At 59.1% G+C, this 22116-nt stretch carries 20 protein-coding genes and 1 pseudogene; 11 read left to right on the plus strand and 10 right to left on the minus strand.

What is annotated here, in order from left to right; genetic code table 11:
• From H567_RS26060 to H567_RS26070, 5 genes are all read left to right on the plus strand, one after another.
• A partial coding sequence (locus tag H567_RS26060; protein ID WP_035255311.1) for an ATP-binding protein occupies positions 1–180 on the plus strand: 180 nt, incomplete at its 5' end.
• 522 nt (positions 181–702) lie between these two features.
• Positions 703–1467: an IclR family transcriptional regulator gene (locus tag H567_RS0118885; RefSeq protein ID WP_028322588.1), complete on the plus strand. Its 765-nt coding sequence runs from the start codon at positions 703–705 to the stop codon at positions 1465–1467.
• A gap of 336 nt (positions 1468–1803) precedes the next feature.
• Complete coding sequence (locus H567_RS26065) at positions 1804–3918, plus strand: molybdopterin-containing oxidoreductase family protein (protein ID WP_035255313.1); 2115 nt, start codon at positions 1804–1806, stop codon at positions 3916–3918.
• 19 nt (positions 3919–3937) lie between these two features.
• Complete coding sequence (locus H567_RS0118900; protein ID WP_161626660.1) at positions 3938–4375, plus strand: Lcl C-terminal domain-containing protein; 438 nt, start codon at positions 3938–3940, stop codon at positions 4373–4375.
• A 9-nt stretch (positions 4376–4384) separates the two neighbouring features.
• On the plus strand, positions 4385–4837 hold the full coding sequence (locus tag H567_RS26070) for a 4Fe-4S dicluster domain-containing protein (protein ID WP_035255314.1): 453 nt from the start codon (positions 4385–4387) through the stop codon (positions 4835–4837).
• 504 nt (positions 4838–5341) lie between these two features.
• Here H567_RS26070 and H567_RS28720 read toward each other — a convergent pair.
• Complete coding sequence (locus tag H567_RS28720) at positions 5342–5581, minus strand: hypothetical protein (RefSeq protein ID WP_153306266.1); 240 nt, start codon at positions 5579–5581, stop codon at positions 5342–5344.
• Positions 5582–5626: 45 nt separating this feature from the next.
• Here H567_RS28720 and H567_RS0118915 point away from each other — a divergent pair, with 45 nt between their 5' ends.
• Positions 5627–7669: an acetate--CoA ligase family protein gene (locus tag H567_RS0118915; protein WP_028322591.1), complete on the plus strand. Its 2043-nt coding sequence runs from the start codon at positions 5627–5629 to the stop codon at positions 7667–7669.
• Positions 7670–7715: 46 nt separating this feature from the next.
• Entirely contained in the window at positions 7716–8504 is a 789-nt protein-coding gene (locus H567_RS27510) for an HAD family hydrolase (protein ID WP_051185131.1), read from the plus strand.
• A 112-nt stretch (positions 8505–8616) separates the two neighbouring features.
• On the opposite strand, the gene H567_RS0118925 is transcribed toward H567_RS27510, so the two are convergent.
• Positions 8617–10077, minus strand: coding sequence for a hypothetical protein (locus H567_RS0118925; RefSeq protein WP_153306267.1), 1461 nt, complete (start codon positions 10075–10077; stop codon positions 8617–8619).
• A 216-nt stretch (positions 10078–10293) separates the two neighbouring features.
• Here H567_RS0118925 and H567_RS29920 point away from each other — a divergent pair, with 216 nt between their 5' ends.
• Positions 10294–10416 (plus strand): hypothetical protein, encoded by a 123-nt coding sequence (locus tag H567_RS29920; RefSeq protein WP_279615010.1) that lies wholly within the window; start codon positions 10294–10296, stop codon positions 10414–10416.
• Positions 10417–10775: 359 nt separating this feature from the next.
• On the opposite strand, the gene H567_RS0118935 is transcribed toward H567_RS29920, so the two are convergent.
• The 6 genes from H567_RS0118935 to H567_RS0118960 all read right to left on the minus strand — a co-directional run bounded on the left by H567_RS0118935 (position 10776) and on the right by H567_RS0118960 (position 16687).
• Complete coding sequence (locus H567_RS0118935) at positions 10776–11666, minus strand: helix-turn-helix domain-containing protein (RefSeq protein WP_028322594.1); 891 nt, start codon at positions 11664–11666, stop codon at positions 10776–10778.
• Between the two features lie 29 nt (positions 11667–11695).
• Positions 11696–12847 carry a FlgO family outer membrane protein gene (locus H567_RS0118940; protein ID WP_028322595.1) on the minus strand — a complete coding sequence of 384 codons (1152 nt, stop codon included), beginning with the start codon at positions 12845–12847 and terminating at the stop codon, positions 11696–11698.
• 28 nt (positions 12848–12875) lie between these two features.
• A complete protein-coding gene (locus tag H567_RS0118945; protein WP_153306268.1) occupies positions 12876–14246 on the minus strand; it encodes a hypothetical protein in 1371 nt (456 codons plus the stop codon).
• Positions 14221–14943: a hypothetical protein gene (locus H567_RS0118950; RefSeq protein ID WP_028322597.1), complete on the minus strand. Its 723-nt coding sequence runs from the start codon at positions 14941–14943 to the stop codon at positions 14221–14223. The genes H567_RS0118945 and H567_RS0118950 overlap by 26 nt, the downstream gene beginning before the upstream one ends.
• A 98-nt stretch (positions 14944–15041) precedes the next feature.
• The gene (locus H567_RS26080; RefSeq protein WP_153306269.1) at positions 15042–15854 is read right to left on the minus strand and encodes a hypothetical protein; all 813 of its coding nucleotides are present in this window, start codon (positions 15852–15854) and stop codon (positions 15042–15044) included.
• A 179-nt stretch (positions 15855–16033) separates the two neighbouring features.
• On the minus strand, positions 16034–16687 hold the full coding sequence (locus tag H567_RS0118960; protein WP_051185132.1) for a tetratricopeptide repeat protein: 654 nt from the start codon (positions 16685–16687) through the stop codon (positions 16034–16036).
• 534 nt (positions 16688–17221) lie between these two features.
• On the opposite strand from H567_RS0118960, the gene H567_RS0118965 reads away from it, so the two are divergent.
• Complete coding sequence (locus H567_RS0118965) at positions 17222–17611, plus strand: hypothetical protein (protein ID WP_028322599.1); 390 nt, start codon at positions 17222–17224, stop codon at positions 17609–17611.
• 394 nt (positions 17612–18005) lie between these two features.
• Here the strand turns inward: H567_RS0118965 and H567_RS0118975 are convergent, their stop codons facing one another.
• On the minus strand, positions 18006–19862 hold the full coding sequence (locus H567_RS0118975; protein WP_028322600.1) for an SLC13 family permease: 1857 nt from the start codon (positions 19860–19862) through the stop codon (positions 18006–18008).
• A 260-nt stretch (positions 19863–20122) separates the two neighbouring features.
• Positions 20123–20944 (minus strand): caspase family protein, encoded by an 822-nt coding sequence (locus H567_RS0118985; RefSeq protein ID WP_028322602.1) that lies wholly within the window; start codon positions 20942–20944, stop codon positions 20123–20125.
• A 218-nt stretch (positions 20945–21162) separates the two neighbouring features.
• On the opposite strand from H567_RS0118985, the gene H567_RS0118995 reads away from it, so the two are divergent.
• Together H567_RS0118995 and H567_RS29415 are read left to right on the plus strand one after the other, a co-directional pair.
• Complete coding sequence (locus H567_RS0118995) at positions 21163–21528, plus strand: MarR family EPS-associated transcriptional regulator (RefSeq protein WP_051185133.1); 366 nt, start codon at positions 21163–21165, stop codon at positions 21526–21528.
• A gap of 359 nt (positions 21529–21887) precedes the next feature.
• Positions 21888–22116, plus strand: a pseudogene (locus H567_RS29415) (IS4 family transposase); the annotation flags it as partial.

Raw genomic sequence — 22116 nt, forward strand, 5'->3', positions numbered from 1 at the left:
CAGGTCATCAGTCAAAGGCATACCCAGAGGTCAACAATCCTCTCCACCAATCTGCCTTTTGCTCAATGGGGGAAGGTCTTCGATTCCAACACGGTAGCCTCCGCGATCGCTGACCGGCTCGTCTACAACTCGGAGATCATCATCCTCGGAGGAACAAGTTATCGAAGAAAGCACAAATAGATCCATTCCCTATAAAATCTTTGTTTGCTCCCGCCTCTTCCTCCTGGAGATGTGGTGGGCCCTTCCTCGGGCGTATCTGGCTCCCGCAGGCTGCCCTTCTTCGCACAGCCGTTTGCCGCCCTGTGCACAGCTATGCCCCGGTACTCTCCCTGATCGTTTTTAAACCCTCCATTCTGTCCATTTTTTGACCGGCGTTAATACTGTTGGCCGCCACCCCCTCTTTGTCCCTCAGGCCTGGTGTGAGGACCCGCCGCTGCCGTCAGAAAAGAGCGAAAGGCTTCACCTGCCGGCAATAAACCGCAGAACCGTCCGTGCCCATGCCCCCCATACCAATCTTGCATCGGCCTTCCTCCAGACCTCCACTGAGACCACCTTATATCACTTCCGACTTATATCGAATGTGACATAATATATTGAATTATTGGGACAATTTTCCGATTTTCTCTTGACAGGCCACCTGCAGACGTATACTATGGAATACAATCGTTCGCTATAAAGAACATCCCTCAGGAGCATCAACCTATGAAAACGAGCTTCAAGAAGGTGCCGGCCCTCGAAAAGGCCTTCAAGATCTTGCACCTCCTCTCCAAATCCAAGGGGCCAATGGGCATCAGCGAGATATCGAGAGCGCTCGAATACAACAAGAGCACGGTTTCGGGCATCGCCTACACGCTCTGCGCCCTCCAGATCCTTGAAAACACGCCGGACGGAAAATTCCAGTTCGGCACGGAACTCTACCTGCTCGGCCGCGCGGCGGGCAAGAGTTCGGAGCTGATCCAGACCGTGCACCCCTTTCTGCAGGAGATCCAACAGAAAACCGACCTGTCGCTCTTCCTGGGGATCCGTTCCGGCGGCCGCGCCGTCATCGTCGACAAGGTGGACAGCACCTCCGACCTGCGTGTCGCCTCAGAAGTCGGCATGCGGCTGCCGCTTTCCGCCGGGGCCGGAGGAAAGGCGCTTCTCTCCCAGCTCGACGATGACGACATCGACGCCTTCCTGGCAGAACACGATCTGAAGCGGTTCACTCCGAGCACCTGTATGGACAAGGAGGCATTCAAGCAAGCCGTGCTGAAGGTTCGTGAAACCGGTGCCGCATACGACATGGAAGAATACATTGAAGGGATCGTGGCCATAGCCGTTCCCATCGAGACCTTCCGGCGGTCGGTACAAGCGGCCATCTGGGCCATCGGTCTGAAGCGCCAGATCCCTGACAATCGCCTGGAGGCTTATGCAAGCCTGCTCAAGGAGGCGGCAAACCGGATCAGTCTGCGGCTTTCCATGGAATAAAGGGTTGTCTCGTCCTGGGGATCCCGACGCAGTCCGACCATCGGGGAGAAGACCATACCGGGGTCGACCCCCCGAACCCCGGGAGTCCGGCAATGTCTGCAAGGGGCAAGGCAGTCAAGGCGAAGCCCCGCAGCGTGAAGGATCGCTGCGCCACGCAGCAAGCGGCATCTGAAATGACACGCGAAAACCCTGGCCCCGAGCCGCTGCCTTTGGGGAAGGGCATCCCGCTCGTTAGGAAGAACGCCCGGCGCATCCTGAGTTTCACTCAGGCCCTGCGATTCGGGAGCCCGGATATCGGCGATACAGCAGACCAACTTTAGACAAAGGAGGGTTACCATGGGAGAAGTCACAAAGATCCGCACGGCTTGCCGGCAGTGCCATGGGGGCTGCGGGGTCATCGCCCACGTCAAGGACGGCAAGGTCATCAAGGTGGAGGGGGACCCCGATTCCCCCATCAGCCACGGCACCATGTGCAGCAAGGGGTTGGCGGTGACGCAGCTCGCCTACCACCCGGATAGGATCCTTCACCCGATGAAGAGGACCGCGAACGGTTGGCAGCCCATCTCCTGGGACGAGGCCCTGGACACCATCAAGGACAAGTTCCAGGCGGTGATCGACCAGTTCGGACCGGAGTATATCGTCGTCGGCCAGGGGACCGGGCGCGACTACGAGAGCCACCTCTACCGCTTCGCCAACCAGCTGGGGACGCCGAATGTCCTCACCGCCGGGCACATGTGCTATGTCTCTCGGGTGGCCTCCACCCTGATCACGGTGGGGAACCTCCCCATCTGCGACTACGCCGGGGGGCCCAAGTGCATCGTGATGTGGGCCTGCAACCCGCAGTGGACGAACCCCGACGAGTACAAGGGAACGACCTTCTGGAAGGCCCTCAGAAACGGCGCCAAACTGATCTGCATCGACCCGCGCAAGGGGTTCGTCGCCAACAAGGCCGACTTGTGGCTCCAGCTTCGGCCGGGGACGGATGCGGCGCTCGGCATGGGGTTCCACAGCGTCATCATCGAGGAGGAGCTCTACGACAAGGATTTCGTCGAGCACTACATCCACGGCTGGGATGCCTTCAAGGACCGGGTCAAGGACTATCCCCTCGACAAGGTGCAGGACATCACCTGGGTGGACAAGGATCTCATCCGCAAGGCGGCCCGGATGTATGCCAAAACCAAGCCGGCCTGCATCCACTGGGGGGTCCCCACCGAGCAGACCAACAACTGCGCCGACTGCACGCGCATCCTGACAGGCCTGATGGCGGCGACCGGCAATCTGGACGCCCCGGGAGGAAACGTCCTCTTCGTCAATCCGCCGACCCGCACCGTCGCCGAATTCTCGCGCCACAAGGACCTCTCCCCCGAGCAGCGCGCCAAACGCCTCGGGGGCGATCAGTACAAGCTCGGTGCCCGCGTGGCCTTCATCACCCCGAAGGTGGCCTGGGAATCCATCCTCACGGGGAAACCCTATCAGCTGAAGGCTGGGCTTCTGTGCGGAACCAATCCGGTCGTCACGCGGGCCAACGCCAAGGAGGCCTACGAAGCGCTCAAGAAACTGGAGTTCCTCGCCGTGATCGACTTTTTCATGACGCCGACCGCCGACCTGGCCGACATCTTCCTCCCCGCTGCAACCTGGATCGAGCAGAACCACGTCGCCGACAACTGGAAACGGCACGGCTTCGTCCTCGCGCGCCAGAAATGCGTGGAAATCGGGGAGGCCTGGCAGGACCACAAGATCTTCATGGAGCTCGGCAAACGCATGGGCCAGGAGTGGTGGGACACCGTGGAGGACGCCCTGGACTACCTCCTCGAACCCTCGGGCCTGACCTGGGAGCAGTTCAAGGAAAAGGGCTACCTGCAAGGCGAGATGGTCTACTACAAATACAAAGAGCGCGGTTTTTCCACCAAGACCGGGAAGGTGGAACTCTACTCCGACACCCTGGATAAATGGGGATTCGATCCCATTCCCAAATACACCGAACTCCCCGAGAGCCCGGTCTCCACGCCCGAACTGCTGGACAAATTCCCCTTCATCCTGAATGCGGGGCTCCGCACCCCCACCTTCTTCCACTCCGCCAACCGCCAGATGCCCTGGCTGCGGGAGGTCCGCCCGGATCCGATCGTGGAGATCCACCCGGAGACAGCCAAGAAGATCGGCGTCGAGGCCGGCGACTGGGTCTGGATCGAATCCCCCAGGGGCCGGATCATGGAGCGGACCAAGATCAACGACGGGATCCACCCGCAGGTGATCGTGGCCGAGCACGGCTGGTGGTTCCCCGAGATCAAAGAGGTTGGGCACGGCTGGCAGATCTCGAACATCAACCTCCTCACGGACAACTCCCACGCGAGCATGGACCCCGCAATCGGGTCCACGAACCTCAGAAACTGTCTGTGCAACGTCTATCCGGTCAAGGAGGGGGAAGCACGCATCCCCCAGTGGAATGGATGACGGCAGGTCGAGGGTCCGAATGGAACCGGAACACCTTCACACCAAAACCGAAGAGGGCGCGCCCGTGTGGCGGGATCCGCTGACGGGCCTCGAATGGCAGTGCCGCTCCCCCGGCGAGATGGATTGGACCTCAGCGCAGCGCTACGCTGAAACGCTTATCCTCGGCGGGAAGAACGACTGGCGCCTGCCTACGGCCAGGGAGCTCGAGACGCTGCTCGACCGGACGCGTTATCGGCCGGTCATGCGGGAGGAAGTCCCCTTTCGGGACGACCGGTCCTACTGGTCCGCGACCACTTTCGGGGCAGACACAAAGAACGCCTGGATCGTGATGTTCGACGGCGCCTACGTGCTGAGCTACTCAAAGGAGAACGCCTACCATGTCCGGTGCATCCGGCAACAGGCGGCGGCCGGGCCCAATCCTGACGCAGAAAACCCTTTTCGAAGGGCAACGAAATAGGAGGCAAAGATGAACAAAGTCTCGTTGATGTTTGTGAAAAAGGACTGCATAGGCTGCCATGCCTGTGAAATCGCCTGCAAACAGGAGCACGGCCTCGGTGTAGGGCCGCGGCTCGTGCGGGTGGTCGAAAACGCCCCCGTTTTCACTCCGATCTACTGCCACCACTGCACCAAGGCCCCGTGCATCGAGGCCTGCCCTGTGGAGGCCATCTCCCGCAACGCCCGGGGCATCGTACAGATCGACAAAGAGGCCTGCATCGGCTGCCGGGAGTGCCTGCAGGCCTGCCCATTCGGCGCCATGCAGTTCGACGTCGAACATGAAACAGCCGTCAAGTGCGATCTGTGCATCGAGAAACTTTCACGCAACGAGGCGCCCGCCTGCAGTTCGGTTTGCCCCACGGGCTGCATCATCTGGGGAAACACGGCCAAACGCCTCTCGGAGCGCGCCGCAGTGATGCCCTAATCGCCCGGGCGGCCCCAGTGAAAGAGGAGATCGCCGAATCAACCCCGAGGCCCTGGAGATTCAAGGGCTTCGGGGCTCAGGAAGATATCCAAACGTAGAATTACTATGAACATCCCCAGAGCTTCATGGTGGAAATTTTCCCATCGTGTGGTAAAATTTCCACCATGTTTAAGCGAATTATCACCCCGAAACGGCTGGAAGCCCTTTCCGATACCCCTCTCGTTCTTCTGCGCGGAGCACGTCAGGCGGGGAAAAGCACCCACGTTCAACTCATCGCGGCATCCTGATTTACAGGGGAAAAGTGCTTGTGTCTTTCGGGAAAGACTTGTACGCCATCCCCGTCTCGGTGCTCCGATATCCGATTATCTGGGCATTCTCTCCAGAGAGTATAGTGATGATCATTTTTATTCAGTGCCCGCTGATTAAATTTATTCAATGAGAATCTGAAGAAAAGTCAAATGGTTGAAAAAATAAGACAGGACGTGCACACCCGCCCTCTGAACATCACACGGATTGTCCTTTTCCAAGGCGGCGGGCGCCTCGGGCGCCCATTTCGGCCGTTTTTCCACCGGCTACACTGTTCCATTTTTTGACCGGCTTTAATGATTGTTTGCGGCGAACCCCTTTTCTCTTTTCACCTTCCCCTTTTCTCAAATAATTGATTGACCCCCCGCCCCCGCTGAGATACATTCTAATTTGCCATAAAATGGACTTTGGTTTCACATTGCGAAACATGGCGTCCATAACCGGACGCTCCCCGATCCCACCCAGACATAAGAGGAATCCCCCATGGCATCGCTCGAAAGACTGTTCCGCCCGCGCTCCATCGCCGTTGTCGGGGCGTCGAACGACCCTTACAAGGCCGGCTACCAGATGGTTTACGCCCTCAGGAACTTCCCCGGGGCGCTCTACCCCATCAATCCCAAGATCGAGGAAACTCAGGGGTTTCGCGTTTATCCCGATTTCAAGTCGATCGGGGAGCCGGTGGACCTGGTGATCCTGACCATCCCCGCCAAGGGGAGCGCCGCGGCCCTGCGGGAGGCCGGGGAGGCGGGTGCAGGCGCGGCGATGATCATCAGCGGCGGGTTTGCGGAATCGGGCGCGCCCGGCAAGGCGGCGCAGGAAGAGCTTCTTTCGGTCTGCCGGACCTACGGCATCCGGCTGCTCGGTCCCAACGTAGCCGGCTTCGCCAACCCGCGCGCCGGCGTCCCGGCCAATTTCACCCCGTGGATCAGCGAGATGAGGCCCGGGGACGTAGGGGTCGTCTCCCAGAGCGGGGCCATGAACCTCATCCTCTGCTCCGTCGTCCATGCCCAGGGGCTCGGCATCAGCGTTGCGACCGGGATCGGCAACGGCCCCGACGTCTCGGCCGCCGACGTGGTCGACTACCTGGCCGACGACCCCGACACCCGCGTCATCGCCATGGCGCTCGAAGGGGTGAGCAACGGCCGGCGGCTCTTCGAGGCCGTCTCCCGCGCCACCGCTAAAAAACCCGTCGTGGCCTTTGCCGTCGGCCGGGCGGACATCGGTGAGTTCGCCGCCTCCCACACCGGCAACTTGATAGGCTCCTACGCCCTCAAGTGCACGGCGCTCCGCCAGGCCGGCGCCGTGGTGGCGGATTCGAGCAACGACCTGATCGACGCCGCCAACCTGCTTTCCAAGGTGCGGCTGGCCCCCAAGGCCAACCCCGGCGTGGGGCTCCTGAGCGGGCAGGCGGGGCCGGCCATGATCATCGCGGACGAACTCCGAAGCCATTCCGTGAACCTCCCCCGGCTGGCGCCCGAGACCGTGCAAAAGATCGCGGGCCTAATCCCCCCGATGACCTTCATCCAGAACCCGGTCGACACCGGCCGGCCAAGCCCCACCTTCAAGGGCGTGCTCGAGGCCATGTCGGACGACCCCTCCGTCGACGTCCTCATCGTCTTCGCGATCCACGAGCCCGCCGTCATCGACCCGGTGGCCCTCTTCAAGGCGACGAAGGACGCCCTCCCCCAGCCGGTGGTCTTCGGCACGGCGGGCTTCCTGGAGGACCTGGCCCCGACGCTCCATGACCTGAAGGCCCTCGGCATCCCCGCCTTCGTCTCCCCGGACCGGACCGCGCGGGCCGTCCGGGCGCTCGTCGAGGATGCCAGGCGCGCCGATCGCCGGCGAACCCTCGGTGCCCCCCCGGCCATTCCGCCGGTGGCCCCCTTCGGCGACGCCCCGGACGAGGCCGAGATCAAGGCCGCGCTGGACCGGATCGGCATACCGACCCCGCTCCGCGCGGTCTGCAAGACCCGGGACGAGGCCCGGGCCGCCTTTGCCGGCCTGCAGAAACCCTGCGTCGTCAAGGTCCTCTCCCCATCCATCCTCCACAAGACCGAGGTGGGGGGCGTGCATCTCGACATCCGCACCGACGACCAGCTCCGCGCAGCCCTCGACCGGATCGACCGCATCGAGGCCGCGGGTGAAAAGCGGTACCTGATCGAGGAAATGGCCCCGGCAGGCCTCGAACTCATCATCGGCGGCACCCGCGACGCGAGCTTCGGCCCCACGGTCCTCCTGGGCCTCGGCGGAACGGCGGCGGAGGCCTTGGGCGATGCCGCCATGCGCCTGGCCCCCATACCAGCGGCGGAGGCCCTCGACATGCTCGGCGACCTGAAGGGCCGCGCCCTCCTCGACCGCTGGCGCGGCGGCCCCCGGTACGACCAGCAGGCCGTGGCCGATGCCGCAGCCAAGATCTCGCAGTTCCTCGTTCAGCACCCCGAGATCAAGGAGCTCGACCTCAATCCGGTCCGGGTCATGGAGCACGGGCTGCTGGTCCTGGACGCCGCGTTGGTCGTAGAAAGGTGATCCCCAAAACCTTGTCTTTGCCGGCCGATTCAGCTATCATTTGACAATGCGGACACTGCAAGCCATAGGATTCGACCTGTTCAACACGCTGATCACGGTGGAGGCGAACGCCCTCCAGATCGCCGTCGGGCGTTTGGTCGGGAGCCTCACCGAGAACGGGTTCCCGATAGACGAAACGAGATTCAACAAAGCCCACCGCGAAGCGGCCATCCGCTTCATCGCCGAAACACGCGTGACCGGGCGCGAAACGCACAACCGGTTCTGGATCAGTGCCGCCCTCCAGGCGCTGGGGTTCGAGGTCGATCCGGACGACCCCCGCATCGCGCAGGCCATCACCGCCTATTTCTCGGCCTTTCACGAATCGGCCCGTCTGATCCCCGGCACGGCCGAGATGCTCTCCGAACTCCGCCGCCGCTACCGCCTGGGGCTTCTTTCCAACTTCACCCACGGGCCGGCCGCCTGGAAAATCATCGATTCCCTCGGCCTGACCAAGCACTTCGACACCATCCTCATATCCGGAGAACTGGGCTACCGCAAACCGCATCCGCTCGTCTTCGAACGGCTGATGGAGGAGCTCGGGGTGGAGGCCCAGGACCTGATCTACATCGGCGACGACCCCGAGCCTGATATCGAAGGGCCTTGCCAGGTCGGCATCCAGCCGATCTGGACCACTTACGTCTGGGACCGCAACATCCCCTTCGCCCCGGGGATAGCCACCATCAAAAACTACCAGTCCAAGCGCGAGGTGCCCCGCATCTCCGAGTGGAAAGACCTCCTGAGCCTACTCGAAAGCAACGGCACTCCCGGCTCCTGCCCGCCGCCGAATCAAGAATGAAGCCATTTATCGTCTGTGAACCAAAACAATGAAAAGCGGGTTGGCCGTCCACCGCCCCTGAATCCTCGAACCTGCTGGCATCATGGCGTTTCGGCAGCCGGCCGGGGCCGAATCAAGCCCTCCCTCTTCCGAGGAGGAATCGTCCTCCGGCGAGCAGCATCAAAAACCCCAAGGTTGAGACACCCCACCAGGACAACGCCGGAACCTTCAGGGACTCTTCGAGAGGCGCCGGAACAAGGATCCAGCCGTCCCCTCCTGAATCCCATCCGTCGCCCCAAACCGACGGGTCCGGAGAACCCAGCGCATCGCCCCCGGGAACGTGCTCTCCCATCCCCCAACCCGCGCCCGGCTCGCCGTAATCGCTCATGAATGGAGGACCCCCACCGCCTTCCGGGAGCCAGAGGATCCAGCCCCCGCGGCTGATCGCCATCCGACCGAGGGCCCCATGGTATTCGAGCCGGATGAAGTATTCGGCGCCAGGCGCGAGCCACGAGTTCCGGTCCGCCGGGTCGTCCGCCTCGAGGAAAAGCGATCCCTTTTCCGGATCGATCCGCCATCCCCAACCGGACAGGGCAGCCGGCAGTTGGACCGAGTAGTGCCGGGGATCGAGATCCCTGAAACCGGTCAGTTCGATCTGGGAGCATCCATAGGTGGCGACCGGGTAGGCTGGATCCAGGGCGATGGAGCGCCCGTTGGGGATGAGGAGATATTCGATGCTGCAGCCGTCCTGGGGGAGTCTGCTCGCCATGACGGCGCTGCTCCGGCCGTGCGCGATGACCAAGACCACGAGCGAATTGCCGGCGTCCATATCGTCCGCGGCTTCTCTGAGGGCGCTCAGCAGATTGCTCTTGGTCCCCGCCCCTGACAGCCAGGGAGCCGCCTCCCCCGGGGGAGCATTCCCATCCGAGAAGAGGGTCGTAACGGCCTCCCCGGGCCAGCCGTAATCCTGCATGAGCAGCCCGCGGCCGGCAGCGATGGTATAGTCCCAGCTTGTGCGATAATAAGGATTGTCGGTGGGCATTCCGCTGAAAAGGATCGCCCGGTCCCCCGTCTTGTAGCGCAGGTCGCCGCCGCCGGCTCCACCCGTGGAAGCGAACTGCGGGAACTCGACGCCTCCCCAGGACCATGTCTGCCCCTCGGTTACCCGCAGCGTATCCTTTGCGAGGCCAAAGGCCTCTTCAAAGGTGGGAGGCGATCCTGTCCCGTCCCATTCGAAGGCATCGAGGTAGTCATCATGAAAGGCCCGCTCGTCCGAAACACCTGTCAGAAAATCGCACATCGAAAGACCGAACCCATGCCAGAGATTGGCCGTCACGACAACGGCCCGGTCCAACTGCACCAGGTCGTCGACGAATCCTCCCGAAAAACAGCTGCCGGTCGAAAACATCAAAACGCCCCTCAACCCCGCCACGGCGGCATGGACCTCGCTGTCCCAGATCATGACCTGCTGGTAATCGCGGAAAGCGCTGGGCTGATTCACACCGTAATCGTTGTACATAGCCGACGCGTCTGACCCGAATGCCGAAAATAGACACGCCGCCGCCAATGACCACACCACCCGCCCTCTCCTCATGCGCTCCCTCCCGCTGGCGTCCCTTCCCACTTCAAGGCCGCCCCTTCCCGGACCGGCCTCCAAAGAAACAACACCATCATCGCACCTGTAAACGTTTCGTAACAGTGTCCATCCGGAAATGGTTTCCCTATAGAACCCGGTTTCCAATCCGGAAATGTGTATTTCTCTTCACACGCTGCGCGTGCTCAGTCCCACCGCTTCGCGGCGGGTCCCTGTTTGGCCAATATCAAGGAAATCAAGCGCTTGCGTGGAGGCGACCTGGTGGTCGCCGCACAAGCAAACGTGCAGGTTGACGCCGAGCTTGCCCAAAAAGACCATTTCCGGATGGAAACCAATTAGAATCTGACCCTGTAGCCATTCGTCAAACGGATGGGGGCCGTCGTCCAAATACATTCACGAATGCGGAAACCTGATCTACATCTTCAGCGTACTCATAGTAAAAAGAGGGAAGAAAAGGAAGCACTAAAGATTCGTAGGGATATTAAGCGACGCGCAGAGTACCCTTCAGCAATATCACGGTGCAGGGTTGTCTGCGCGAACCCATGTCGGTCGATGGTTGTGAAACTAGGGCTACCGATGTCGTCTAGAATGGGAAGTTTTTAGCGGAGCTGACCGATGAGTGCTTGGATGGGGCTGCCGGGCGGTCGATTCGAGCCTCTGCGGCCCGTAATAAAACAGGAATCGGCCGCCATGCAGATTCATGAATGGGGAAAGGTAAAAGGCGCCTCCAACTCCTCGGCGGATCGCCCGCGGGCAATCCTGCTGATGGTGGAAGGATGGACGCATGCATGCTTCGCGATTTCTTTCAGACTGTAGCCGAACTCCCAGCGAGCCCGTGCAATGGCCTTGTTCCGGCGCTCTTTGTCTACCGGACCATGCGGGGCAAAGAGTGCCTCAAGACTCGGCCGTCTGCCCGAACCGTTGAACTTAACTGCCCGTTGCAGCCCGACTCCACTCCTCAACATCCGTCTCACAGCGCTGACGAAATGCTCGCAGCCCAGGATGCAGCGGTCTTTCAGGTCTTCTGATGGAAAGCGGGTCCCAATGCCATTCTGAACATAGAGCGCATAGCGGCGCATTGCCTCCCGGTCGTCGCCCCCGAAATGGAGCAGGACCCAGTCCATATCACAAATCTTCGGCGCAGGACCATCCCTGCCTTCCACTATGAAACTGCTCCAGGGGTATTCCTCGGGCCTTTTCACGAACCCTCTCCTTACCGGACTCAATACGACATACCGGCAGAGTTCGAGAAGATACCTCTTCTTCTCGATCAGAATCGATTGGTAGCGATGATGAAACAAAGGGCCTTTACGCCCGTGTCGGCGGTTGAATTGCTGGGTATACACGCCGTTCAGCTGGCGCATGCCCCTTGAGAGGTTCCCTTTGGGCGTTTCGGCAACTATCTGGTATTGATCGTCCATCAAAGACCAAGCATAGCACTTCCACCGGTACAACAACACGACGTCTTTGAGGATCAGGAGGAAGGTTTCGAAATCGCCATCTTCCTCAAAGATGCTCTGCCGTTCTTCTCTTTTGGAGCAGATATAATAGCAAGCCCCCGGATACTCTATTCTCGAGGCCCGTCCCATCACCCCTCCAAGCCGACCGCGGGCAAGCCTCAGGACTCCCGGTAGAATTTGCGCGCAAGGCTGTTCACTATCTGCTGCGACATAGCGCTGATACCCGAAAGGCTGTAGCTCCCGGTCCTCGATTCAGCGCTGATGATCACACCGCTTTCCACCTCTATGATTCTCGCGTCCAGACTGATCTCGTTGTTCATCAAGGCCGCGCTTCCCACGATGATGGCGTCGGCGTTGTATATCTTTCCGATCTCGATGGCCTTCGACGTATCGATGATCCCGGTCTGACCGAGTTCGAGTTCGCTCACCACTTTGGTCAATTGCTCGCGCTCGATGGTCTTGAAGGCATCGGAATTCACCAGGGCGGTGGTGATCTTCTCACAAATCATCTTCCCGAGGTTGACTTCAGCAGCTTCGGGCGTCGTGTTGGAAAAATCCAGCACCGCGATCGAGATTTTCTCCCCTTTCACCTCCGGGAGCTCCACGGTGACAGCGGTCGGAGCGGAAATCGTCGTTTCCTGACCTTCCACCTGGACAAGCGGACTGTACATCCAGCCCTTGGTTCCATCGGGCAGCTCGAGGTAGTACCATCGGTCCTTCTTTCCGAGCAGCCTCAGTCTGTCGCCGGGCGAGGCCTGTGAGAGCTTCGCGCAGCTGGTACTCGCGCCGCTCCTTACATTCACGACCTTTTTCACCCGCCCGAACCCCTTGATCTCTTCGTCGGGAATATCCGAACAGAAACGCTCCGAAGAGCCCGATTTCGCGGCGGCGGCAGAACGTGGGGCAGGCAGGTAGACAGCAGCCGGTTTGTTGTGTTCGACCTGCAAGCTGCATAGCTTATTGACCTCGTTATCGACAAGATAGGTGACCTTTACGTAATCCCCTGTACGAGGCAGTTCATCCCCGAGAAATTTCGTGAGGGGATCCGATTCGAACCGCTTCGTCCCGCTTCCGTCTGCGGAGCGGATCTCTACATACCCCGTGTTGAACAGTTTTTCGATCTGATAGGATGTGACTCGTCCTTCAAAGGAATGGGCCCCCTGCCGGGCAATCAGCTTGTTCGCAACGCAGCCGCAAGCAAACGACAGAAGCGCCGCGAACACCACCACGAAAAGCGATACCGCCAAAGGCCGGCCTCTGAACACCTGCCTATCCCGGCAGCCTCCGGCCTCTCCGCTTTGAAACGCCATAATCTCCTCTTTCCCTTCCCCAAATGCTTTACAGATCCATCAACGCCTTCCCGGCATCCGGGTTGGCCTTTACCACCTTTTGCTTCAATTCCTCACTCTTGACGACCTCGCGCAGACGCTCGGGGGGGGCATCCGCCACAAGCTGCAAAGGAGCCCCTTCTTCGAGAACCTCCTCGAACGGTTGCCGAAGGTTCGAAGAATCGAATGCTATCCGGAGGATATCCCCATGCTCCTCAGTGATGTGAAAAGCGTCCTTGCCGAACTTACGGTTCAAGGGTCCAAGAACCGCATCCTCCACAATATTCGAAAAATGCTCCCTGCCGCCCGCAAACTCGACGTCGAAGACCGTTTCGCCTCCCGCCAGGAATTCCTTGAAATTCACGTTCAACACGGCGCGCACCCCGATAAGCTCCTTTTTTAACATCTTTGCGAGGCTTCGGTCTTCAAAGCCGCTCACGATCATGAGGATCTCGTGGGAGGGCCGCATGATGTGGCTCTTGAAAAGGTCCTTGGAAAAGAACTCCCCAATCTGCTTTCCCACCTTCAGGACGGCCTCGTCCTCGTTGTTGTACATGACGCCCTGCGGAGGCTGAAAATTTCGGGCGAAGAGCATCTGCGAGGTGTGGTTGTCGACCGCCTCGAGCGACCAGGCGGTCAAGAGCGTGGTCTGCACATCGATTCCGGCGATGTTGATTTTGGGAGACTTTCTGAGATTCACCATCCCCATGACGGAGATGTCGCTCGCCTTGCGAATGAATGTCGAGGCCAGCTGGCCGGGGTATCCCTGGGAGATCATCATTTTGATGCGGGCGTCCTTTTCTTCGAGCGCCTTCTTCTCCGAGATCACCCGGTACCCGAAACGCATCAGCGCACCGGTGATCTCGGTGTTGCACGTATGGCATTCCTGCCGTTCGCCGCTCTCCGGAGACTCCACCAGGATGCCAACGCTGACCACTGGGTTGCCCCTCTCCTTGATCAGAAAGGAGCGCTCCTCCCCGGACAGCTGATTAACACTCTCGCTCAACGGCTTCGCGAATATCTCCGCCTTGATCCAAACGTGGTAGAACCCATCCGCCTGGACGCCACCATTCACGACTTTCAGAACGGATTTGATCAAACCGTCGCTTTTGGAGATCAGACGATCCGAAACCAGGGCATAGTTTTCGACAACCGTACGGCTGCTGACAAAGCATCCGACAGCCTTTTCCACAGCTTGGCCCTTGGCGTCACGAAGCGCCTCATCGTAGGCTATGCTCTGATCGCGATAGAAGTTTGGATCCGCAAGGCCTTCGGCGGAAACCACGATCGTGGGGACGTGGTCCGCACCGGCTTGGGCAGAACAGGCTAAAAGTAGCGTGACCGCACTCAATACGCTAAAGATCTTCCAGATTCGATGCATCCTGGACCTTCTCTCCTGCACCGGGCACGAGTGTCGAGGGCGGCGGTTCAACCCCTTCGCCACCCAGGCCGACCATAGGCGAGGGACCTCCCGGACCCTTCAGAATGCGGCCGCAGAAATCCTTTTTCACTTTTCCAGCAATCTCCTCCGATCGTTTTTCCAGGTAGAGGATCACCGCTGAGCCCTCATCCAAACCGGCCGTCCGGTCCGTCAGTCTGAAGACTGAGAGAACGGCCCCCGAATCCCTCGCAACCATCCGGTACGACATCCCGACGGAGACACTCTGGAGATTGGTCTTAAGATGGTTGACCGCCCTTGAGCTGACCCCGACCTTCACCATCATCAGCAGGTCCGCATTCAACGCATCGGCAGCCTGCAGTGCAGCCACCTTGTCACCAGAAAAAAGAAGCTGCCGCTGCGCGTCGCTGATCGCGCTCTGCACAACGTTCGTATCAATGATCCCAAAGCCGATCTCATAAAGGATATCTTCGATCAACCCCTGAACCTGGCTCTCCAAATCGCCACCGGAATCGGAGTTGACCATGACAGCCACTTTGGACGCCTGCGCAGCGGTCGCACATGCATCGGTCCACGGAATCTCCTCCGACGCTCCGCCGGCGCGGAGTGAAACGACCAAGACACCAAGCATGCAGCCGCACAACCGGGAAAGAAGAAGGGGCAGCCGTGATCTCTGCATTCCTTGTTGCGCGCTTCCCAATCTGAACACCATGCTCCGCCGGGACCTCTCAGTTCCGGCAGGCGCCCGCCGCTGCAAACGCCTGCCGGTACGGGTTTTTATCTGCTCGCTCCCCCCTCGTGTCTTTCAGGGGGAGGCGGCGGCGCCACAGGCTCACCGACCTTCTGGCCGCCGACCGGAACAGGCAGCGACTGGACTGTGGTCCGTGGGGTGGCCGGCGCGGCAACCATCTCTCCGCTTTCTCCCTGCTCGGGTCGAGCCAACTCGTCCGTCTGGGCTCCCCTGCCTTCCACCTCGATGATGTTCGGCCCCTCGTATACGATCCGCTGCCCAAGGATGTCCTTGACTTTGCGCAGATCCAGCTGAAGCTTCACAAAGGCGTTCCCGCTTTCGTCCCATCCCCACCCCCTGTCCTTGTCATTGATGCCGGGATTCGGAATGCTTGCCCCGTAGACAGCTGCACAGACCTCGGAGTGGTTGATATCCTTGGTGAGAATAAAATTTTCCATTTCGCTGTAACTGGAGATCTTTTCCCCGACCAGGGTCTCCGCCATCTCATCATAGGCATTCAAAAGCGCGGCGCGCAGCGCCATAAGGGGGGGCCGCGATTCCGGGGTCATCGTCCCGAAGCCCATGCCTTGAACCACCACATTGTCATAGCGTTTCATGTCGCCCACAACCGTCTTGACATCCCCGAGCTTCACCGATCCGAATGCGAAGGCGACATCCTTCTGAGGATCGTAGAGCACCTTCTCCACCGCTATTCCTTTCACCAAGGCGTCCGCCCTTTCCTTCACCTGGTATTTCGCTTCTTCGGTAAGGCCCATCTGGCTCTTGCTCATGACGTTATACCCCACGACGGACTCCATCAGATTCCGTTTCAGGTCTTCTTTCGCCATCTTCTCACTCATGAGCTGCCTGTTTCCCGCCGAGGCGGACGTCCACAAGAAAACAGAAAACATGGTCACGCAAGCAAGAACGAAGATCCCTCTAGCCCCATTCCTTGTCATAATTCTCCTCCAAGAATGCTTCTGTCGTTGCCGTTATCAGCCCCTGTCGTTCCACACCTCAGAGCGACCGCGAACCGCTCCTAAAACTTCCTCGGATCGATCGCAGCTCCACCGCCCTGAAACGTCTTTTCTTTTTTGGGAAGAGGCGCCGCCTGGGGCTTCCTGTATTTTCTATTGCAGTCATCCGTGGCAAGTTTGAGACCGTCCTTGGCAGCCACATAGGCTGGATCCAGCTGCAGCGCACGCTGGTATTCCGCCATCGCTCCCTTGCAGTCCCCGTCCGTTCTCAAGATCTCACCCAGACAGAAATACACCTTGGGCAGAATACTCCCCAGGCTCTTCGCGGCCTCCAGCTGCTCCCGCGCCTGAGAATACTTTTGGAGGTCGTAATAGAGCACACCCAGGGCTTCCCGAGCCTTCAGATATTGGCTGTCAAGCTTGATGCATTCCTTGTAGGAGGATATCGCATCGTCCCAAACCTGTTTTTTCTCGTAGCACTGCCCCAGGTAGAAATAGGCGTCTATGTAAGAGGGATTCTCCGCGGTCGCCATTCTGAACTCCCTTATGGCGTAATCATAATTTGCAGCCTTGAAATACCGCATCCCCTGGTTGAAATAGTCCTCGGCCGTAGGCTCAGGCGCCGGCGGGGGCGCGCTCTGACACGAACACAATAACAACAAGGCCACTAGCACAACCAAAGACAGACCCACCTTCTTTTTGTCCCTTGCCTTCATCAGACGACCTCCTTGCTTGAATGATCCCTTTCGTTCATAACCAACGGCCGAAAAACATAAACCAACGAAAAACCAAAAAAACTAATCACACAGATCCGCCCAAAGCGGTTGCAGGTGGATCCTAATTAAGATGTGAACATCTATTCTCTTCGAGAAGCATGATGCTGGAGAAAAATATAGAAATCCTGATTTTTCAAGCAAATACAAGCGTGCTGCGCTTCCGTTGGGTTCATTCTTTCACGCTGAAAAGAGAAATAAATTATTTTACATGCTTATCTATGTACGAAGGATGAACATATAGACTTAGCGAATATGAGTTTGAATCGTTCAGGCTTTGGACGATAGGATCAAGGAAGGTTTATGTCAAGCAAAAAAATTATTTTAGCTTATCATTCGGTGCCAGGTTTTGCATTATGATACACACAATCCGTTTTGCTAACGTCGAAGTAGCATATTGATACATTCCAGAAATCAAAAGATAGCATACGCATAACGAGATATCTATCATCCGAAGAGATTTATGAGTGCCGGGTCTTGCATTATGCCATCTTTCTCGGTTCGCCTCTCACCGCCATTTTGTGCCTTTCAACCCGGCGTCGACTGCCGCCCTTTTTCAAGTCAAATATTCATCTCGAGGCACTCCCCCAGGTGGCCCGCATCGAGGTCGTCGAGCCCGAGTGGCGGCTGCCGTATCCAAAATCCCATATAAGTCTGTTCACCTCCGGGTTATCGGGTGCCAACAGTGTCCATCCGGAAATGGTCTTTTTGGCCAATCTCGGCGTCAATCTGCACGTTTGCTTGTGCGGGCACCTACAGGTCGCCTCCGCACAAGCGCTTGATTTCCTTGATATTGGCAAAAATCCTCATTTCCGGATTGGAAACTCGGTTCTACCGGGAAATCATTTCCGGATGGACACCAATTAATGGCTCTGGATGATCTGATGGTGGGAGAGAGAATATGTGGTTGCCCGTCCGAATGATCGACTAGACAAGTCTTTTGAGTGGGGTAAATTTATTTTGCGCTCCTCGCGCAGGGGAAGGAGGCGGTGCCTCTCGCGAAAAAGCTTTAAGATCACTTGCTCAGCCGATATCGTCTCCAGGCTTCGTCGCCGCTACCTCTTTCGGAGCCTGTCCAATTTCACCATTCTCCTCCAAACCGACAGCACCCCCGACTCCTGCCCGCCGCCCGAGGGCAAATAGCCTTTCGAGCCGCCGCTCTCAAAGGCCTCTTGCGTGTCGATCCCCGAATGGCAGTAATCCGCCAAGACATCCCGCTGCACACTCGCATTCGACACCGTGTATAAAGGCTTCCACCCTGTCAAAGGGGCCAAACCCACAGGAGCATCGGCACGCCGATGCAGACCACCAGGATATCGGTCGGCAGCCCCATCCGCCAGTAATCCCCGAACCCGAAACCCCCCGGACCCAGAATCAGCGTGTTGTTCTGATGTCCGACGGGCGTCAGGAACGCGCAGGACGCCCCGATGGCAACCGCCATCAGGAAGCTGTCGGCGTTCACCCCGAGCTGGGCCGCCGTGCCGATCGCTATCGGGCACATGACGGCCGCCGTTGCCGCATTGTTCATGAAATCCGTCAGGACCATGGTCGCCATCAGGATAACGGCCAAACCGACCACCGCCTCGCCTTGCGCGACATATTCGAGGAGGAAGCGCGCGATCATATCGGCCGCACCCGTCGACTTCATGGCATCGGCGACCGGCAGCATCGCCCCGAGCAGGACGACCACGGGCCAATCCACCGCGTCGTAAATGGAGCGGACCGGAATCACCCCGATCGCGACGAAGGCCAGCGCCCCGGCGGCGAATGAGACCGCCGCAGGCAGCAACCCGAGAGCGGCAACCCCGATCGCAGCCGCCATCACGAGGGTGGCTGTCAGGGCCTGCCCCTTCCGGGGGACCCGGATCTCCCGCACGGCGAGCGGCAGACACCCGAACTCGGCTGCAAACCCCGACAAAGCCGCCGGCGTCCCCTGCACGAGGAGGACATCCCCGGCCTGGACCGCGGTGGACCGCAGGCGTTTGACCGAACGCCTGCCATGACGCGAGACCGCCAGCAGGTTGATGCCATAGCGGCTCCGGAGATCGATGTCGGTCGCGGAGCGTCCGACCAGGACCCCTCTCGGCATGGCCACCAGCTCCCGGATGACGACCTCGCCCGATTCCGCCTTGCGCCCCTTGCTCTCCTCCGCAGACCCTTCTTCGCCCCCCGTTCCCTTCTCCGCCTGGTCCGCCTCACCCTCGGACGGCTCGTCCTTCCGGTCCACCGGCACCTCTTCTTCGAGTTTGAGGCCCAGGCTCGACAGAGCCGACGCAAGCGATTCGGGCTCCGCCTCGATGATGAGGATATCGCCCGCCCGCAGGATGCGTCCGGGATTCGGTGCAGACAAATGCAGATCATGCCGCACCATCCCGACGATCTGGGCATCGGCCTCGTCAAGGTCATGCTCCACCTCCCGCAGGGTCCTCCCGACCGCCTTGCTGTCTTCGAGGATGCGGACCTCGCTCAGATACGTGCCGGTGTCGAACCCCTCGGCATCCGACTGTTTTCTCATGGGAACCAGCCGCCACCCGATCAGCCCCACGAAAAGGACCCCCACGACGGTAATCACCAGCCCCACCGGGCTGAAGTCGAACATGGCGAACCCCTCCGCCCCCGACTCCGCCCGGAACCCCGAGACGATCAAATTGGGCGGCGTGCCGATCAGCGTCGTCGTCCCCCCCAGGATCGAGCCGAAGGCAAGCGGCATCAGGAGCTTTCCCGGCGGCAGCCCCTGCTTGCCCGACATCTGTATCGCCACCGGCATCAGGAGCGCCAGCGCCCCGACATTGTTCATGAAGCCGGACAACACCGCCGCGAGGCCCGTCAGCGCCACGATGCTCAACGTCGGACCCGCCCGCTTCGGAAGGATCCTTTGCGCCAGCGCATCGACCGCCCCCGTCGTCTGGAGCCCGTAGCTCAAAATCAACACACAGGCCACGGTGATCACCGCCGGATGCCCGAACCCGCAAAAGACCGCCTGAGGCTCCACCAGCCCCAAGACGACACAGGCGATCAAGGCCCCCAGGGCAACCATATCGTGCCGCCAGCGCCCCCACAGAAACATCGCCATCGTCGCACCGATGAGCCCAACGATCACAACCTGATCCTGTGTCATCATCCCTCCCGCAGACGGGGTGAACCGATGGAACCCTCTTGTCCCTTCATCCGGAACATCCCAAAAATGCCGCTCCGAAGAACCCGTTTCCCCGCCGGCGGCAGTGCGATCAGTCTTTTGGCTTGACGTTCATCTATCCGGGCCGATCCGGCCCCACTCCCTTCCCGCGCCTTGAACCGTTCCGCCCCTCCCCACAAAAATGGGCGCAGATTCGACCCTGCGCCCATTTTTCATCCAGTGCCCCCAATGTCTCTTTCCCTTCAGTCGAGCAGCCGCTTCTTGCGCCGCGCCGCCTGGCACTCCAACTGCGGGACCTGGCTGTACCCCTCGAACTTCAACGAGGCCCGCAGCCGCTTCATCAGCTCGGACCTTGCAAGATTGCCCTGCGTGTCGCGCAGGTGCTTGCAGAAATAATACGTGAACGCGCCGTTGTAGGATCCCCCGATGTAGGCGTCGGCCGAGGTCTGATTGTCCCGGCACCCGGCAAACAGGGCATGATTGGCAGGGTTCGTCGCCTTCAACAAGCGCTTGACCTTGAGGTCTTCCTCTTCGTCCATCTGACGGCACAGGATGTCGATCGGCGGCGGCAGGAACCGCGGCCGGAAAGCCCGCTCCTCGGGAAGCGCTGCCATCGCAAAGGCCTCCCGCGTGCCGGTCCCCGAATGACAGCAGTCCAGCAAGACATCCAGCCGAACCCCCGTCGGCACCTTCCCGAAAAAGGTCTTCAGTTCGTCGTCGATGATGTAGGTGCCGTCCCAGTCCATGTCGTGCGGACAGAGGATCTCGTCCAGCCGGTCCTTCAGCTCGTCTCCGCTTCGATCCCGGATCTGCGACCCGTGCCCCGAGAAGTGAAAGAGCAGCCTGTCCCCCTCCTTGGCCCCTTTGACCAGCCATTCAAGCCGTTTGAAGACCGCCGCCTTGGTCGCCCGCGCGTCCACCAGCACGCGGATCTGCTTCACCGTGAAGCCGAAGTACTTGAGCAGGACATCCCGGACATTGGTCACATCGTTGACGCACCCTTGAAGATCCGCACCGGGAAGCCTGTACCGATTCACACCAACGAGAAGCGCTTTATTGGCCATGGGTCACCCCCTTCGAAGAGAAACCGGAAAAACTTCACCATCCGCCGCCCTAACGCACTGGAAAGTCAAAATATAGATCCGGATATGGTTCGTTGTCGAGCGTATAGTGACACCACTCCTTTTTCACCTTGCCGCAGAAAACCACCCCGCCTTTAACCCACCCCGGCAGCCTTTTAAACTTGACATTTCCGCCCTGTCCATGGCAATAAATTCTCACCATGAACAAATACCTCCCGGGCGCCTATGAGCAGGAAATTCACCTTCGGCTGCTTCGGATCATCGCCGAGGCCGACCGTAGTTTGACCCAACGGGAGATGTCGCGGCTGGCAGGTATCAGTATAGGCAAGACGAACTACTGCGTCAGGGCGTTGATTCAAAAGGGCATGGTAAGAGCCCAGCGCTTCAAAAACGCAAAGGCCAAAGTAGCTTATATCTATAAACTGACCCCTGCCGGCCTCGAAGAAAAGCTGCGTCTGGCCGCAGCCTTTTTGAAACGCAAGCTGCGCGAGTACGAAGCCCTTCGAAGGGAGATCGAGTCCTTGCAAAAGGAAGTCCACCCTTCCAAAGAGCTACAAAACAGCTGACAAAATCCGCTTTAAATATCATTTTATCGGTTAGTTACGCCACAAAAACGGATGTAACTTGCCCGGCGGAGCAGTGCGAGAAAACCCCGTAGAGGAACAATCACATTTTTACAGGATACCGGCATTCGCTACCAGCAGAAACCGGGAGCATTTGTTGAGCTGTTTCCCGCCAAAGATGACGTGAACGCCCCGGTCTGAATCCATGTGGGAGACCAGCTCTGAATCAATGTCATTGACTTAAGAGAACGCTGCCGATGTTTTTGCTTGCAAATATAATAAGTTATACTATTATCCCCTCAGTAGAAAAGGAGTCAAATATTACTTTTCAAGGAGGCGACATATGTTTACAGAAAAATTCGATGAAAACACTGCGGTTGGCACAGAAGGTGCTTTCCAGAATTTGTGCCAAACTTGTCGGATTTCTCAATAAATATCTTCATTCCCCTGAATTTTTTCACCAACATCGTTTGTCTGAAAAATATTTTTCCCGCAATCGTAAACTCCCCTTCAGCACTGTAATACTTTTCCTCATGAATTTCGTCCGCTGCTCCTTACAAAAGGAACTTGACGGGTTCTTTCAACTTTTTC

This window comes from Desulfatiglans anilini DSM 4660 (assembly GCF_000422285.1).
Taxonomy (GTDB): Bacteria; Desulfobacterota; DSM-4660; order Desulfatiglandales; family Desulfatiglandaceae; genus Desulfatiglans; species Desulfatiglans anilini.